16 protein-coding genes and 1 riboswitch are annotated in these 14,815 nt (G+C 71.1%); of the genes, 10 read left to right on the top strand and 6 right to left on the bottom strand.

Translation table 11 applies throughout. The features are described from left to right. Positions 1–263 precede the first annotated feature (263 nt). Positions 264–695 (top strand): ATP-binding protein, encoded by a 432-nt coding sequence (locus tag ACIBAE_RS21225; protein ID WP_399287706.1) that lies wholly within the window; start codon positions 264–266, stop codon positions 693–695. A 231-nt stretch (positions 696–926) separates the two neighbouring features. Here ACIBAE_RS21225 and ACIBAE_RS21230 read toward each other — a convergent pair whose 3' ends face one another. From ACIBAE_RS21230 to ACIBAE_RS21240, 3 genes are all read right to left on the bottom strand, one after another. Next, positions 927–1,400 carry a C40 family peptidase gene (locus tag ACIBAE_RS21230; RefSeq protein WP_399287709.1) on the bottom strand — a complete coding sequence of 158 codons (474 nt, stop codon included), beginning with the start codon at positions 1,398–1,400 and terminating at the stop codon, positions 927–929. A 3-nt stretch (positions 1,401–1,403) separates the two neighbouring features. Beyond that, positions 1,404–1,599, bottom strand: a riboswitch (cyclic di-AMP (ydaO/yuaA leader). 303 nt (positions 1,600–1,902) lie between these two features. Then, the gene (locus ACIBAE_RS21235; RefSeq protein WP_399287712.1) at positions 1,903–2,211 is read right to left on the bottom strand and encodes a hypothetical protein; all 309 of its coding nucleotides are present in this window, start codon (positions 2,209–2,211) and stop codon (positions 1,903–1,905) included. 7 nt (positions 2,212–2,218) lie between these two features. After that, complete coding sequence (locus ACIBAE_RS21240) at positions 2,219–2,854, bottom strand: ATP-dependent Clp protease proteolytic subunit (protein WP_399287715.1); 636 nt, start codon at positions 2,852–2,854, stop codon at positions 2,219–2,221. Between the two features lie 228 nt (positions 2,855–3,082). Between ACIBAE_RS21240 and ACIBAE_RS21245 the strand changes: the two genes are divergently transcribed. The 8 genes from ACIBAE_RS21245 to ACIBAE_RS21280 all read left to right on the top strand — a co-directional run bounded on the left by ACIBAE_RS21245 (position 3,083) and on the right by ACIBAE_RS21280 (position 10,218). Next, positions 3,083–3,427, top strand: coding sequence for a type II toxin-antitoxin system Phd/YefM family antitoxin (locus ACIBAE_RS21245; RefSeq protein ID WP_399287717.1), 345 nt, complete (start codon positions 3,083–3,085; stop codon positions 3,425–3,427). 141 nt (positions 3,428–3,568) lie between these two features. Continuing rightward, positions 3,569–3,871 (top strand): urease subunit gamma, encoded by a 303-nt coding sequence (locus tag ACIBAE_RS21250; RefSeq protein ID WP_399287720.1) that lies wholly within the window; start codon positions 3,569–3,571, stop codon positions 3,869–3,871. A gap of 16 nt (positions 3,872–3,887) precedes the next feature. Next, complete coding sequence (locus ACIBAE_RS21255) at positions 3,888–4,199, top strand: urease subunit beta (protein ID WP_399287723.1); 312 nt, start codon at positions 3,888–3,890, stop codon at positions 4,197–4,199. Continuing rightward, positions 4,192–5,913: an urease subunit alpha gene (locus ACIBAE_RS21260; RefSeq protein WP_399287726.1), complete on the top strand. Its 1,722-nt coding sequence runs from the start codon at positions 4,192–4,194 to the stop codon at positions 5,911–5,913. The genes ACIBAE_RS21255 and ACIBAE_RS21260 overlap by 8 nt, the downstream gene beginning before the upstream one ends. Before the next feature lie 268 nt (positions 5,914–6,181). Beyond that, positions 6,182–6,844, top strand: a complete 663-nt coding sequence (locus ACIBAE_RS21265; protein ID WP_399287729.1) for an urease accessory protein UreF — start codon at positions 6,182–6,184, stop codon at positions 6,842–6,844. 115 nt (positions 6,845–6,959) lie between these two features. Then, entirely contained in the window at positions 6,960–7,652 is a 693-nt protein-coding gene (ureG, locus tag ACIBAE_RS21270; protein ID WP_399287732.1) for an urease accessory protein UreG, read from the top strand. Beyond that, positions 7,649–8,422, top strand: coding sequence for an urease accessory protein UreD (locus ACIBAE_RS21275; protein ID WP_399287735.1), 774 nt, complete (start codon positions 7,649–7,651; stop codon positions 8,420–8,422). The genes ureG and ACIBAE_RS21275 overlap by 4 nt, the downstream gene beginning before the upstream one ends. A 113-nt stretch (positions 8,423–8,535) precedes the next feature. Continuing rightward, a complete protein-coding gene (locus ACIBAE_RS21280; protein ID WP_399287737.1) occupies positions 8,536–10,218 on the top strand; it encodes an alpha/beta hydrolase in 1,683 nt (560 codons plus the stop codon). 72 nt (positions 10,219–10,290) lie between these two features. Here the strand turns inward: ACIBAE_RS21280 and ACIBAE_RS21285 are convergent, their stop codons facing one another. The 3 genes from ACIBAE_RS21285 to ACIBAE_RS21295 all read right to left on the bottom strand — a co-directional run bounded on the left by ACIBAE_RS21285 (position 10,291) and on the right by ACIBAE_RS21295 (position 13,293). After that, positions 10,291–11,352 (bottom strand): NAD-dependent epimerase/dehydratase family protein, encoded by a 1,062-nt coding sequence (locus ACIBAE_RS21285; RefSeq protein WP_399287740.1) that lies wholly within the window; start codon positions 11,350–11,352, stop codon positions 10,291–10,293. A 64-nt stretch (positions 11,353–11,416) separates the two neighbouring features. Then, positions 11,417–12,118, bottom strand: coding sequence for a lysophospholipid acyltransferase family protein (locus tag ACIBAE_RS21290; protein ID WP_399287743.1), 702 nt, complete (start codon positions 12,116–12,118; stop codon positions 11,417–11,419). Between the two features lie 254 nt (positions 12,119–12,372). After that, positions 12,373–13,293 (bottom strand): LysR family transcriptional regulator, encoded by a 921-nt coding sequence (locus ACIBAE_RS21295; RefSeq protein ID WP_399287746.1) that lies wholly within the window; start codon positions 13,291–13,293, stop codon positions 12,373–12,375. A gap of 125 nt (positions 13,294–13,418) precedes the next feature. On the opposite strand from ACIBAE_RS21295, the gene ACIBAE_RS21300 reads away from it, so the two are divergent. Next, entirely contained in the window at positions 13,419–14,675 is a 1,257-nt protein-coding gene (locus ACIBAE_RS21300) for an MFS transporter (RefSeq protein ID WP_399287749.1), read from the top strand. The last annotated feature ends 140 nt before the right edge of the window (positions 14,676–14,815 follow it).

Here is a 14,815-nt window from a genome sequence, read left to right on the forward strand (position 1 = left end):
TGGACTTCCTCCGGCGGACAGTCCCCGGGCGGACGGTCCCCGGCCGGTGCGAGTCGCGGGCCGATGCGAATCCCGGTTCCCAAATACGTTCTCGCGTAGCAGAGTTCACCGATTCGAGCGACAGATATGTCCATATCTCGGCGGATCGGCGGTGCGGAGTGCACCATAAGTGGCACTCTGGCGCGAGCACAGTCCGAGGCCGACCGCGCAGTCATCCGCTTCTGCGCCGGAGTCCGGTCCGGTGGGAAAGGGACAGCGTCGCCATGGCAGACCAGCAGGAAGCATCCATCACGCTGCCGAGTGAGACCGCGTCAGTACCCGCGGCGCGAAGATATACGGCGGACGTGCTGGCCGAATGGGGTATGTCCGGCGTGGCGGAAACTGCTGAAACGGTCCTCCTGATCGTCTCGGAGCTGGCGACCAACGCCGTACTGCACACCCTTGGCCAGTCGCCCACCTTCACCGTGGAGCTCCGGCTGGAGCGCCACGAGGAGTTGCGCGTGGGCGTCACCGACAGTCATCCGCGCTGGCCGCAGCGGCTCCCGGCGGCGGTGCAGCAGGACAACGGCCGCGGCATGGTCATCATCCGTTCGCTGACCGCCGCGTGCGGCGGCCGGCTGGCGATCGTGCCGACGCCCGAGGGCGGCAAGACGGTCTGGATCACCCTGCCGTGGACGGCGCCCGTTCAGAGCTGAACCGCTCCAGAGCTGAACCGCGGAGCTCCGACCAGCTCCGCGGGACACAGCACGCCGTACACAGCACGCCGTACACAGCACGCCGTACACAGCGCTCCATCAAGCACAGCGCTCCATCAAGAAGCGTCGCGCGGTGCACACCGGTACAGCGGGAAACGTCGCGCGAGACCGGAGCGGGACGCCCGACGCGCCGTCAGCACGCCTGTGGTGACGGCGCCGGCCCCCGCGTGCTCACCCCACCCGGCCGTACCAGACGCTCCGGGACCAGATCCGCTCCAGCCGCACCACGGCCCCGGTCTTCGGCGAATGCCAGATCTTCCCGTTGCCCGCGTAGATCCCGACGTGGTAGATGCCGCTTCCGTAGTGGAAGAAGACCAGGTCCCCCTTGCGGCGGTTGGCGGCCGACACGTGGCGCGTCTTGTTGTACTGCTGCTGCGCCGTACGGGGGAGCTTCTTACCCACGCGTTTATACGAATAGAGCGTCAGCCCGGAGCAGTCGAACCGGTGCGGACCGGTGGCGCCCCACTGGTACGCCGATCCCTTCTTCGAAGCGGCGATCTTCAGCGCTCCGGTCGCGTGGGCGACCGCTCGGGCCTCGGCGACGGCACCTGGTGCCAGCATCGTGCCGCCCATGGCGGCGAGCGTGAGGACCGATACCGCACCGGTCCGTGAGAGCAGAGACGGGACATGCGTCTGCGCAGTCATGCGGAACCCTTCGTCAGCCGCCTGTGAAGGATGACCTGTCGGGTTCGGACTGGCGAAGATGCCCGGCCGCGTCAACGGCTTCACCCCAAGGGACGGCCCACTTCGGGCCACCCCGTTCCGCTCGGGTCCTCCACTCCTGCCGATCCACTCCTGTCGACCCGACATCCGGAACGGCGGCAGGACTCGGCGTCCGCCCGGACCGCCCCGCCAGGGGTGGCGGGGGCTTGTCGTCCCAGGGATCTTGACGCAGGGACAGGTGGATTTCCGCGGCGAAACGACGATATGTGAATCTCATCACGTCTGACCCATTCGGGTGGCGAAGGGGCCTTCGGGGCTCAGCCCACGAGACCTGACGAGGCCCCCACCTGCAAGGGAGCGCGGCAGCCCCCTACGCGCCCGGCCGCTTTGCGCAACTTGAGTCCCCGGTTGCGTCCAGCCAGTTCATACGCTGAACGAGCGAGTCGTTCCCGTACGGACGCGTCCGTACGGGAACGTCAGGCGCTCACGGCGTCCCTTCCGGCGGCAGCGTGACCCGTCCCGCCCGCCGCTCCCCGTCCAGCACCCGCAGTGCGCGGGCCAGGGTCGCGGCGTGCAGGTCGGTCTCGCCCCGGGCGTGCATCGTCGTCAGGGCCTCCCGCAGCTCGGCCGCCCGGGCGACCAGCGCCTGCGCGGCGCGCAGCGCGCCGTACGTGTCGGTGCCCCGGGCCGGGTTGATCCGTCCCAGCAGATCGACGATCTGGAGATAGCTGTCGACGAAGTCCCCCTCGGCGCGGGTGAGGGCGGGCAGCGGCGGCAGTTCCGGCGGGAGCACCGGTCCCTCACCGGTCCCGGGAGCCGGCGAGAGATGTCTTGCGGTTCTGGATCACGTGGTCGATGAGGCCGTACGCCTGGGCCCCCGCCGCGTCGAAGATCTTGTCCCGCTCGATGTCCTCGTCGATCCGCGCCAGGCTCTGCCCGGTGTGGCGCGCCAGCAGCGAAGTGAGCAGGGCGCGCTGACGGAGCATCTCCCCGGCGTGGAGCACCAGATCGGACGGCTGCCCCAGGACGGGTTCCCCGGTGGCGGGTTGCTGGACGACCGTACGGGCGCCGGGCAGTGCCATCCGCTTGCCTGGGGCTCCGGCGGCCAGCAGCAGGGCGGCGGTCGACGCGGCCTGGCCGAGGCAGGTCGTCACCACGTCGCACGTGATGAGCTGCATGGTGTCGTAGATCGCGGACATGGCGCTGACCGGGCCGCCGGGCGAGTTGATGTAGAGGCAGATGTCCTGGTCGGGCGCCGCGTACTCCAGGTGCAGGAACTGCGCGATCACGTCGTTGGCCGCGGTGTCGTCGACGGCGGTGCCGAGGAAGATGATCCGCTCGCCCAAGAGCTTGGAGTACGGATCGAGGGTGCGGGTCCCGCTGGTCGTTCGCTCGGTGAATTCGGGCAGGACGTAGCGAGCCGAAGGGCGTGTCATGACGTACCTCTCCTCATGCACGGGTCTCTGCACAAAATGTACAGGACGTACAGGACGTTGCGAGGGAGAGACTGTTCCACTGATCGTCAGAAGACAACGGGACAGGGCGCTTTACGCCCCACGCTGAAAGTCCGCGTCACGTAACTCGTCCGGGCCCGAGCTGACGCTCCGGTGACCGGGCGCGGTGGGGAAGACGGCACGTGACAGCCGCCGAATAGGCTGGGGGACATGGCCTACGAGATTCCGGTGACGCAAGCCCGAGCAGAGCTCGCCGAACTGATCAACCGAGTTGTCTACGGCGGCGAGCGTGTGGTCGTGACCCGCCACGGGAAGCCGCTCGTCGCGCTGGTCTCCGCCGCTGACCTGGAACGGCTGGAGGGTGAGCAGGAGGCCGCCGAGGAGCGGGTGGTCAGTTCCGTCTCGGCCATCCGGTCCCTGTCGTCCGCTCCCGGCGAACGGCAGCGCTTCGGCATCGCGGCCGAGCACCGCCAGGAGCACCACGCGGAGCACCGATCCGAGGGATGGGCCGAGCAGCGAGAGGGTGGCGACCGGCCCCCGGCCCATGGCAGGTGAGGCGGAGGACCGGGCAGGGACGGGGCGGGAAGCGAAAGATCAGTTAACGCGGCCGAAAAACTTCCGCCCTAACGTGCGACCAGTCGGTTAGGGTCCCGCTGCGCCCGGCCGTCACCGGGCCGGAGACGATGAGGTGGAAGCGTGCAACTGACCCCGCACGAGCAGGAGCGTCTGCTCATCCATGTGGCCGCGGATGTGGCGGCCAAGCGCAGGGACCGCGGACTGCGGCTCAACCACCCCGAGGCGATCGCCCTGATCACCTCGCACATCCTCGAAGGCGCCCGGGACGGCCGTACCGTCGCCGAGCTCATGGCATCGGGGCGCAAGGTCCTCGGCCGTGACGAGGTCATGGAGGGGATCCCCGAGATGGTCCACGACGTACAGGTCGAGGCCACCTTCCCGGACGGTACCAAGCTCGTCACCGTCCACGATCCGATCGTCTGACGGGGGAGCGGCGCCGATGATTCCCGGAGAGATCCTGTACGCCGACGAGCCCGTGCGGCTCAACGAGGGCCGCGAGGTCACCCGGCTCACCGTCCTCAACACCGCCGACCGGCCCGTGCAGGTCGGCTCGCACTACCACTTCGCCGAAGCCAATCCCGGCCTGGACTTCGACCGTGCCGCCGCCCACGGGAAGCGGCTGCACGTCGCCGCCGGCACCGCCGTGCGCTTCGAACCCGGCGTCCCCGTCGCCGTCGCACTCGTTCCGCTGGCCGGCCTGCGGATCGTTCCGGGGCTGCGGGCGCAGACCGGAGGTCCCCTCGATGACTGAACTCTCGCGCGCCAGGTACGCCGATCTCTTCGGCCCCACCACCGGAGACCGGATCCGCCTGGCCGACACCGATCTGTTCGTGGAGATCGAGGAGGACCGCTCCGGCGGGCCCGGGCTCGCGGGCGACGAGGCGGTGTTCGGCGGCGGCAAGGTGATCCGCGAGTCGATGGGCCAGTCCCGTACGACCCGGGCCGAAGGCGCGCCCGACACCGTGATCACCGGCGCCCTGATCATCGACCACTGGGGCATCGTCAAGGCCGACATCGGCATCCGGGACGGCCGCATCACCGGGATCGGCAAGGCCGGCAACCCGGACACCATGGACGGCGTCCATCCCGACCTGGTCATCGGCCCCGAGACCGAGGTCATCGCCGGAAACGGGAAGATCATCACGGCGGGTGCCATCGACGCGCACGTCCACTTCATCTCGCCCACCGTGGTCGACCAGGCGCTCGCCAGCGGGATCACCACCGTCATCGGCGGTGGCACGGGACCGGCCGACGGTACGAAGGCCACCACCGTCACCCCGGGGTCCTGGCACCTGACCCGGATGTTCCAGGCGCTGGAGACCTTTCCCGTCAACATCGGGCTGCTCGGCAAGGGCAACACGATGTCCAGCGACTCCATGTACGCCCAACTGCGCGGCGGCGTGCTGGGATTCAAGATTCACGAGGACTGGGGCGCGACCCCCGCCGTCATCGACGCCTGTCTGCGGGTCTGCGCGGACTCGGGCGCCCAGCTCGCCCTGCACACGGACACGTTGAACGAGGCGGGCTTCGTCGGGGACACCCTGGCGGCGATCGCCGGACGCACCGTTCACGCTTACCACACCGAAGGCGCGGGCGGCGGGCACGCCCCCGACATCATCACGGTCGTCTCCGAGCCGCACATCCTGCCCAGCTCCACCAACCCGACCCGGCCGCACACCGTCAACACCATCGATGAACACCTCGACATGCTGATGGTCTGTCACCACCTGAACCCGGCCGTGCCCGAGGACCTCGCGTTCGCGGAGTCCCGGATCCGTCCCTCCACGATCGCGGCCGAGGACATCCTGCACGACCTCGGCGCCATCTCGATCATCTCCTCCGACTCCCAGGCCATGGGGCGGATCGGCGAGGTGATCATGCGCACCTGGCAGACCGCTCATGTGATGAAGAAGCGGCGGGGCGCCCTGCCCGGTGACGGCCGCTCCGACAACCACCGCGTCCGCCGCTACGTCGCCAAATACACCATCAACCCGGCGATCGCCCAGGGCATCGACGGGGAGACCGGCTCGGTCGAGACGGGAAAACTCGCCGATCTGGTCCTCTGGCAACCGGCGTTCTTCGGCGTCAAGCCGCAGCTCGTCATCAAGGGCGGACAGATCGCCTACGCGCAGATGGGCGACGCCAACGCCTCCATCCCCACCCCGCAACCCGTCCTGCCGCGCCCGATGTTCGGCGCGCTGGGCAGGGCAGCGGCGGCGGGCTCGGTCAACTTCGTCGCGGAGGCGGCGATCGAGGACGGGCTGCCCGAACGCCTGGGCCTGGAAAAGGCGTTCGTGCCGATCAGGAACACCCGGCGGATCACCAAGGCCGACATGCGGGAAAATGACGCGCTGCCGCGCGTCGAGGTGGACGCCGACACCTTCACGGTGACGATCGACGGAGAGCCCGTCGAGCCCGCTCCGGCCGCCGAACTTCCCCTCACCCAGCGTTACTTCCTCTTCTGATGAGCCTCCCGGTGGGTGGCGTGGCGCATTTCCGGGCCGGAGCCTGCCCGACGCGTGGCGTCGTACGTTCCCCGGGCGGGGCCGGCGGCGTCCGGTGGGGGCGATCCCCAGGCGGAGAAGCAGCCCCGCCGTCGGATCGGATGCACGTGGATGACGCCGGCGGCACAGTGCGTGCGCGCCCGACGCGCCCGCGGCCGATGTCACCGCACCGTCCCGCGCCGGGCGGGGCGCGCCGGACAGAGCGCGCCCGGCCCGCCGGAGGCCCCCGATGAGCCGGGCGGCGCTGCTCGTCCTCGCCGACGGCCGGTTCCCCGCCGGGGGCCACGCCCACTCGGGCGGCGCAGAGGCGGCCGTCAAGGCGGGACGGATCCGCGACGCCCGGGACCTGGCCGCCTTCTGCCAGGGCCGACTGCACACCACCGGGCTCACCGCCGCCGCTCTCGCCGCCGCGGCGGCGAGGGGGGTGGATCCGCTGGAGCTGGACGACGCGGCGGATGCCCGGACCCCGTCACCCGCGCTGCGGGCCACCGCCCGCCGGCTCGGCCGGCAGCTCATGCGCGCCGCCCGCGCCACCTGGCCCGGCGAGGAACTGGACGCGCTCGCCACCGCCCGGCCGCGCGGCGCACACCAGCCGGTCGTCCTCGGCCTGACCGCACGCTCCGCCGGTCTCACCCCCGAGGACGCCGCGCACTGTGCGGTGTACGAGACGGTCAGCGCTCCCGCCACGGCGGCCGTACGCCTCCTCAGCCTCGACCCCTTCGAGGCCACCGCAGTCCTCGCCCGCCTCGCGCCCGAACTCGACCAGGTCGCGGGACGGGCCGCGCGGGCGGCGTACGGCTCCGTCGACGCGCTGCCCGCCGCCTCCGCCCCGCTGCTCGACATCATGGCGGAGGGCCATGCCGCCTGGCCGGTACGGCTGTTCGCCTCCTAGGTCCCGGCCGGGCGATCCGGGCCCGGCGAAGACCGGCCGGACAGGGCCTGCCCCGAAGGGGGACGGCGCCAGGTCCCGGCCCAGCCTCCCACCCCTCCGCGACAGGAGCCGCACCATGCACCTCGACCACAGCCACACGCACACCGGACCCTCCGCCGTCAGCGCCGACGCCACGCGCCCCGACGGTAGCCGGCGCGCTCTGCGGATCGGCCTCGGCGGACCTGTCGGCTCGGGCAAGACCGCGACCGTCGCCGCGCTCTGCCGCACACTGCGCGACCGGTTCTCCCTCGCTGTCGTCACCAACGACATCTACACCCGCGAGGACGCCGAATTCCTGCTGCGTAACGCCGTCCTGCCGCCCGAGCGCATCCAGGCCGTCGAGACCGGGGCCTGCCCGCACACCGCGATCCGCGACGACATCTCCGCCAACCTGGAAGCCGTCGAAGACCTGGAGGACGCGGTCGGACCGCTCGATCTGATCCTCGTCGAATCCGGCGGCGACAATCTCACCGCGACCTTCTCCAAGGGCCTGGTGGACGCCCAGATCTTCGTCATCGACGTGGCGGGCGGGGACGACATCCCCCGCAAGGGCGGACCCGGTGTCACCACCGCCGACCTGCTGGTGATCAACAAGACGGACCTCGCGCCGTACGTCGGCTCCGACCTCGGCCGGATGGCCCACGACGCCAAGGAGCAGCGCGGCGAACTCCCCGTCGTCTTCACTTCCTTGAAGACCGGGGAGGGCGAAGAGGGCGTCGCGCCGATCGCGGACTGGGTGCGCGCGCTCCTCGCCGACTGGACCGCATGAGCGTCCACGCCACCGCCCGTATCGTCGCCACCCGGGCGGGGCTGCCCGTGCTGACGAGCGAGGGGCCGCTCGCGCTGCGCCGTACCCGTGCCGCAGGACCCGGCATCCGGGTCACCGTCGTCGGCGCGATGAGCGCGCCGCTCGGCGGTGACCGGCTCGCGATCGAGGCGGAGGTACGGGAGGGCACCCGGCTGACCGTGGACGCCGCCGCGGCGACGGTCGCCCTGCCCGGACGTTTCGCCGAACACGCCTGCTACGATGTCCGGTTGACGGTCGGGGAGGGGGCGGAGCTGCACTGGCTGCCCGAGCAGCTCATCTCGGCGTACGGCAGCGACCTGCGGATGCGTACGCGCGTCGAACTCGCCGCCACCGCACGCCTGGTGCTGCGCGAGGAGCAGATCCTCGGCCGTCACGGCGAGCAGCCCGGCACCCTCCTCAGCAGACTCACGGTCCATCGCGCGGGCCGGCCGCTGCTCGACCAGGAACTCGCCCACGGCCCCGGGGCTCCCGGCGGCTGGGACAGTGGAGCGGTTCTCGACGGACGCCGGGCCCTCGGACAACTACTCCTGGCAGGGCCTGAGTTCGAGGAGAAACCGGCCCGGTCGCGACTGCTGGGCGAGACCGCCGTACTCACCCCGCTCGCCGGGGCCGGCGTGCTGGTCACGGCCGTCGCGCCGGACGCGCTGCGGCTGCGGCGCGTGCTGGATGCCGTGCTGGACGAGATGGCCGGCGAGGCGGGGAACGAGATGACGCCGCCCGTTATGGCTTAGGTAAAGAAACGTCAAGAAAGGCTGTTGTCAGGGGACGTGGAGACGAAAGGATCCCGGAGAGTTCCAACGAACGGCGCCGCGTGAGCGGCGCGTCACCCAGGGGGAGGCTTCACGTGAGACGCACAGCGTTATTCGGCTCGGCCTGCACACTGCTCGCGGGCACGCTCATAGCCGGTGCGACGGCCGCTCCGGCGGCGACAGCCAGCGGCCCGCGGCACAGCGGGCCCACGGCACACAGTTCCTCGGCACACAGCTCTCCTTCGCCCGGCGCCACGGCACACGTAACCACGGCGCACGACACCGCGGCGCACGACACCGCGGCATCCGCCGCCGCGGCCCTCGGCGCCGCGATCGCCGCCCAGCGGGCCGCGAGGAAGGGCATCGACTGGCAGGACTGCCCGGCCGACTGGGCTTTCGAGAAGCCCATCCAGTGCGGTTCTGTGAGCGTTCCGCTCGATTACGCGAGGCCGTACGGGCGGCAGATCACGATCGCCGTCGACCGGATCGCCAACACGGGCACCAAGACCGAACGCCAGGGGGCCCTGGTCTACAACCCCGGTGGTCCGGGCGGTTCCGGCATGGCGTTCCCACGCCGGGTCATCACCAAGAACGCCATCTGGGCCGACGCCGCGAAGGCGTACGACTTCGTCGGCTTCGACCCGCGCGGAGTCGGCCACTCGACCCCCATCTCCTGCGTCGACCCCCAGGAGTTCGTCAAGGCACCGAAGCCCGACCCGGTGCCCGGGAGCGAGGCCGACAAGCGCGCCCAGCGCAAACTGGCGGCCGAGTACGCCGACGGCTGCGAGGAGCGCAGCGGCTGGATGCTGCCGCACATGACGACGCCCAACACCGCACGGGATCTGGATGTCATCCGGGCCGCGCTCGGTGAGAAGAAGCTGAACTACGTGGGCGTCTCCTACGGCACCTACCTCGGCGCGGTCTACGGCACGCTCTTCCCGGCGCATGTGCGGCGCATGGTCGTCGACAGTGTGGTCAACCCGTCGAAGGAGAAGATCTGGTACCAGGCCAACCTGGACCAGGACGTCGCCTTCGAGGGCCGCTTCCAGGACTGGCAGGACTGGGTGGCGCGGAACGACGCGGCTTTCCACCTCGGTAAGACGCCCACCGCGGTCCGGCAGCAGTGGGACAAGCTCCGCGCCGCCACCGCCGGAAAGCCCGTCGGCGGCGTCGTCGGACCGGCCGAGCTGATCGGCCTGTTCCAGAGCGCCGCCTACTACGACTCCAGCTGGGTGCCGGTCGCCACGGTCTGGAGCGCGTACGTCGCCGGTGACACCCAGGCGCTCGTCGACGCCGCTGCCCCGGACATGTCCGACACCAAGGGCAACGCCTCGGCGGAGAACAGCAACGCGGTCTACACCGCCGTCGAGTGCACCGACGCCAAGTGGCCCACCAGCTGGCAGAAGTGGGACCGGGACAACACCCGGCTCCACCAGGACCACCCGTTCCTCACCTGGGCCAACGCCTGGATGAATCTGCCCTGCGCCACCTGGGGCGTCAAGCAGCAGACCCCGGTCGAGGTCAAGACCGGCAAGGGCCTGCCGCCGGTGCTGATCGCGCAGTCCACCCGGGACGCCGCCACGCCGTACGCGGGCGCCGTCGAGCTGCACCGGCGTTTCCAGGGCTCGCGTCTGATCACCGAACAGGACGCCGGCTCGCACGGCATCACCAACCTGGTGAATCCGTGCGTCAACGACCGGGTGAAGTCCTACCTGCTGACCGGCGCGCTGGACCGCCAGGATGTGACGTGCGCCGCGCACGCCACGCCCAAGCCGTAGCGGTCGCAGTCCGAGGGGAGTGAGGGGCGGCCGGTCCGGCCGGCCGCCCCCTGCCGTCGCCGTATCCGCCCCTCAGCCGGCGCCTTGGCCCGTGCCTCGCCCCTGCCGCTCCAGCCAGGCGTCCTCCGCCCTGTAGTCGAACAGATCGCCGTACGCCCGGGCCATCGCGGGGAACGCTTCCTCCCAGCCGCGCCCGTCCAGTTGCCCGGTGATCCAGGCGACCGTCTCGGGCAGGGACTCCGCGTAACCGGTGACGGGCCGGTAGCCCAGCTCGCGTTCGGCGGCCGTCATGTCCAGGACGACGGGGTGGGCCGAGGCCCAGGGGGAGGCGCCGACGTCCCCCTCCGCCGGCGCTCCGGCCAGCAGTACCGTGTCGCTCTTCCGGCCCATCACCTGATCGATCGCCTCCGCGATCTCCGTGACGGTCGGTGCCTCCGGATCCACCGCGTTGAGCACCCGGGACCCCGGTCGCAGCGCCGCCAGCCTGATCAGCTCGGCGATGTTGGACACGTGGGCCGGATGAAAGCGGCTGAGGCCGCCGTACGCCAGCACCCGTCGGCGGCGGCCGTCCAGCAGCCGTTTCACGAAGAAGAGCTCGCGCGGTGAACGGCAGTACGGCCCGTGGATCGCACCCGCCCGCAGCAGTGTCGCCGGCAGTGCCTCGCCCGCCGCGAGCAGATCCCGCTCCAGCCGCGCTTTTCTCGTGCTGTACGTCGTCCCGCCCGGGGGCACGGTCCGCTGTGTTTCCCGGATCGGTACCGGAAACCGCGGCGCACCGTCCGGTTCGCCCTGGGTGTCGAAACCGTGTCCCCGGTCGTCCTCGTACACGGTGACACTGGAGATGACGACAGCGGAACCGATCCGGTCCGCGAGCCCGGTCAGCTGACGGGCGTGCGGCCGGCCGTACGCCACCAGGTCCACCAGCACATCGCAGCCGTCGCCCACGACGCCTGCCAGCGCCTCGTCGTCCTCCCGGTCGATCCCCACCGTCCGTACCTCTCCCGGCCAGCGCTCATCCCGGCCCCCGCCGCGCGAGGCCGCGCGTACCTGCCAGCCGTCCTCGGCGAGCGCCCGTACCGCGACCCGTCCGATCTGTCCTGTCGCGCCGATCACCACGGCGATGCCCTTGGTCATACGGGGACGCTAGAGGTGCGTGGATCCGCGCGCCCAGGGGATTTCGCCGGTGGCGGATCCGCTCTCAGCGGCGCGGGCGCGGGAACTGCGCCGCCTGTTCGGCTTTCACCTCGGCCGCGTAGCGGTCGACGTACTCCTGGCCGGACAGCCCGAGGATCGCGTACATGATCTCGTCGGTGACGGCGCGGATCGCCGCCTTCTGGTTCTCCAGGCCGGCGTAGCGCGAGAACTCCAGCGGTTCGCCGAAGCGGATGGTGACCCGCTTGATCTTCGGGACCTTCTGCCCCGGCGGCTGGATCTCGAAGGTGCCGACCATCGCGCACGGCACCACCGGCACCTGTGCCCTGATCGCCATCACCGCCACCCCCACCTTGCCCTTGTAGAGCCGGCCGTCGTGGGAGCGGGTGCCTTCCGGGTAGATGCCCAGGAGTTCGTCCTTGGCCAGTACTCCCAGCCCCTCCCGGATCGCCGCGCGACCGGCCTCCTTCCCGGAGCGGTCCACCGGGATCTGCCCGGCGCCCCGGAAGAAGAAGGCGGTCAGCCGGCCCTTGAGGCCGGGGCCGGTGAAGTACTCGGCCTTCGCCAGGAAAGTGATGCGCCGCTTGAGGATCGCCGGCATCAGGAAGTGATCGGAGAACGACAGGTGATTGCCGGCGACAATCGCCGGCCCGTCCGCCGGTATGTGCTCCAGGCCCTCGATCCGGGGCCGGAACAGCAGGCGCAACAAGGGCCCCAGGAGTACGTTTTTGAGCACGTAGTAGAACACGTGTTCGCTCCCCACTGCGCCAAATCCACTCCGGCGCCACATTGTGCCAGGTCAAGACGGGTATGAGAGCGCCCGGTCCAGGTGGGCGCCTGACCGACTGTAGTCGTGCCTGATCGCACTGCCGTCCGATGCCGATCCGTTTGACGGCGCGTCAAGCTGTCGACTCGTCAAGTGTGGTGCCCAGCGTGCGACTTGCGACATCCCCCGGTGACGAGTCGTTGAACTGTGCGTGTCGGCTCGAATCCCGCCGCCCCTCAGACCCACCGGGCGAAGCGATCGTCCGGGGCGTCCCGTACGTGATCCTCCACCAGGGAGAGCAGCGCCGTGAGCGCCGCGCTCGGGCGCCGGTCCGTGGCCGTCGCGACCGACAGGGACCAGTGCGGCTGCCCGTCCTCCAGCGGGAGCACCCGCAGCCCGGGATCGTCGCGCGGTACCGCGAAGGCCGGCATCACCGCCACTCCGAGACCGTGCCGGACGTACGCGGCGGCCGTGGACACGTCGCTCACCTCGACCGCGACGTTCCGCACCAGTCCCGCCGCCTCGATCTCCCGGTCCACGAGCGCGCGGTTCCCGTAGCCGGGGGGCGAGTCGATGAACGGCGAGTCGGCCAGCTGCGCCCAGGTGATCCGGTCCTGGTCCCCGTGCGGGTGATCGCCCGGCAGTACGGCCACCATCGGTACGGAGGCGAGCCGCCGCACGAGCAGCCGCGCCGGTGGCTGCCCGGTGAGCGAGAGGAAAGCCATGTCGAGTTCGCCGTCGAGCACGGACCGGGCCAGCCCCGCCGATCCGCTGGGAGCCGCCTGGAGCCGGATCGAGACGCCCGGGTACCGCGCGTGGAACCGCCCGAACAGCGCGGGCAGGTCGACGATGCCGACGGACGTCATGGTGCCCACCCTGACCGTGCCGCGCAGGCCGCCCCGCACCTGGTGCACCGCGTCCCGCGCCGCCTGGACGGACGCCAGCGCCGTCCGTGCCTCCGGCAGCAGCGCCCGGCCCGCGTCCGTGAGCGCCACCCGCTTGTTCGTACGGTCGAACAGCGCGGCGTCCAGCTCCCGCTCCAGGCTGTGGACGGCGGAGGAGACGCCGGACTGCACCACGTGCAGGCGTTTGGCCGCGCGCGTGAAATTCAGCTCTTCCGCGACGGCGAGAAAGTACTCGAGATGGCGTAGTTCCATACCGCAACCATCTCTCGGAGAGATGGGTATGAGCAAGAACAATCGTTGGACCGAATCGCCGCGCGGCGGGATTCTGAGGAGAGCAGCAGCACACGAGACGCCGCCGAGACCTTCTGGAGCAGCTCATGTCCGTCCTCTCCGTCGCCGAACGCCGCACCGGAAGCAGGCGCTCCGGCGTGCTCGCGCACGGCGCGGGATTCTGGGTCATCGCCTTCGCCTTCCTGGTCGCGATGGCGTTCGCCGCCGCGCCGACCCCGCTCTGGGCCATCTACCAGGCGCATGACGGCTTCTCGACCTTCATGGTCACCGTGGCCTTCGCCGCCTACGCCTTCGGTGTCGTCCTGAGCCTCTTCCTCGCGGGGCACGTCTCCGACTGGGTCGGACGACGTCGCGTCCTGCTGACCGCCATGCTCATCGAGATCGCGGCCGCCGTCGCCTTCCTCTCCTCGACGTCCCTGCCGGTCCTGATCGTGGCCCGCGTCATCGCCGGACTGGGCATAGGCCTGATCACCGCCACCGCCACGGCGCACCTGTCGGAACTGCACGCGGCGGCCCGGCCCGGTGCCGACCGTACGCGCTCCGACATGGTCTCGACCGCCGCGAACATGGGCGGCTTCGCCGTCGGTCCGCTCATCGCCGGCCTGCTGGCCCAGTACGTCAGCGGTCCGCTGCGCACCCCTTACCTGGTCTTCCTGGGGCTGCTCGTGCTGAGCGCGGTGGGCGTGGCGCTCGTGCCGGAAACGGTCGAACGCGCCGAAACGCGCCCCGCCTACCGGGTGCAGCGGGTCTCGGTGCCGGCCGACGCCCGGCCGAAGTTCTTCGCCGCCGCGGCCGCCGCCTTCGCCGCCCTGGCCGTGCTCGGCCTCTTCACCTCGCTCGCCCCCTCCTTCGTGGCCGTCACCATGCACCACCCGTCGCGTGCGCTGGCCGGCCTGGTCACCTTCCTGGTCTTCGGTGCCGCCGCCGGTGCCCAGCTCGCGCTGGCACGGCTGGCGCGGCTGCGGCAGCTGGGCGGTGGCCTGGCCCTCATGGTCCTCGGGCTCGCGGGAGTGACCGCGGGGGTCTGGGCGCCGAGCCTGACGCTGTTCATCGTCAGCGGCGTCGTCGTGGGCGCCGGGGGCGGGCTGCTGTTCAAGGGCACCATCTCCACCGTCGTCGGGCTGGCCGCGCCGCAGGCCCGTGGTGAGGCCCTCGCCGGAGTCTTCCTCGCGGCGTACGCGGGCCTGGCCGTTCCCGTCCTGGGCCTGGGAATCGCCACCCAGTACGTGAGCGGCCGAGCGGCGCTGGCCGGGTTCAGCGCGCTGCTGATCGCCCTGTGTGTCGCGGTGGGCCCCCGGCTGCTGACCGGAGGAGCGGCCCCCGTGGCGGCGGCCCGCTCCTGACAAGCGCGGAGGAACGCCCGCTCGCGCGGCCCGCGGCCCTCCGTGCCGGCCCGGTTCCCACCGGTGCGGCGCGGAGGGCCGCAGCCGCGAACCGCAACGCGCCCGAGCGGACCGTCATTACCGTCGGCCGCATGGGCCGA

Origin of the sequence: Streptomyces sp. NPDC051569 (assembly GCF_044454085.1) — a bacterium.
GTDB lineage: Bacteria > Actinomycetota > Actinomycetes > Streptomycetales > Streptomycetaceae > Streptomyces.

What these genes read in the sequence shown, in the direction of transcription:
- ACIBAE_RS21225 (WP_399287706.1), top strand. Translation starts at nt 264, where the DNA reads ATGGCAGACCAGCAGGAAGCATCCATCACGCTGCCGAGTGAGACCGCG.
- ACIBAE_RS21230 (WP_399287709.1), bottom strand. Translation starts at nt 1,400, where the DNA reads ATGACTGCGCAGACGCATGTCCCGTCTCTGCTCTCACGGACCGGTGCG.
- ACIBAE_RS21240 (WP_399287715.1), bottom strand. Translation starts at nt 2,854, where the DNA reads ATGACACGCCCTTCGGCTCGCTACGTCCTGCCCGAATTCACCGAGCGA.
- ACIBAE_RS21245 (WP_399287717.1), top strand. Translation starts at nt 3,083, where the DNA reads ATGGCCTACGAGATTCCGGTGACGCAAGCCCGAGCAGAGCTCGCCGAA.
- ACIBAE_RS21255 (WP_399287723.1), top strand. Translation starts at nt 3,888, where the DNA reads ATGATTCCCGGAGAGATCCTGTACGCCGACGAGCCCGTGCGGCTCAAC.
- ACIBAE_RS21260 (WP_399287726.1), top strand. Translation starts at nt 4,192, where the DNA reads ATGACTGAACTCTCGCGCGCCAGGTACGCCGATCTCTTCGGCCCCACC.
- ACIBAE_RS21265 (WP_399287729.1), top strand. Translation starts at nt 6,182, where the DNA reads ATGAGCCGGGCGGCGCTGCTCGTCCTCGCCGACGGCCGGTTCCCCGCC.
- ureG (WP_399287732.1), top strand. Translation starts at nt 6,960, where the DNA reads ATGCACCTCGACCACAGCCACACGCACACCGGACCCTCCGCCGTCAGC.
- ACIBAE_RS21275 (WP_399287735.1), top strand. Translation starts at nt 7,649, where the DNA reads ATGAGCGTCCACGCCACCGCCCGTATCGTCGCCACCCGGGCGGGGCTG.
- ACIBAE_RS21285 (WP_399287740.1), bottom strand. Translation starts at nt 11,352, where the DNA reads ATGACCAAGGGCATCGCCGTGGTGATCGGCGCGACAGGACAGATCGGA.
- ACIBAE_RS21295 (WP_399287746.1), bottom strand. Translation starts at nt 13,293, where the DNA reads ATGGAACTACGCCATCTCGAGTACTTTCTCGCCGTCGCGGAAGAGCTG.
- ACIBAE_RS21300 (WP_399287749.1), top strand. Translation starts at nt 13,419, where the DNA reads ATGTCCGTCCTCTCCGTCGCCGAACGCCGCACCGGAAGCAGGCGCTCC.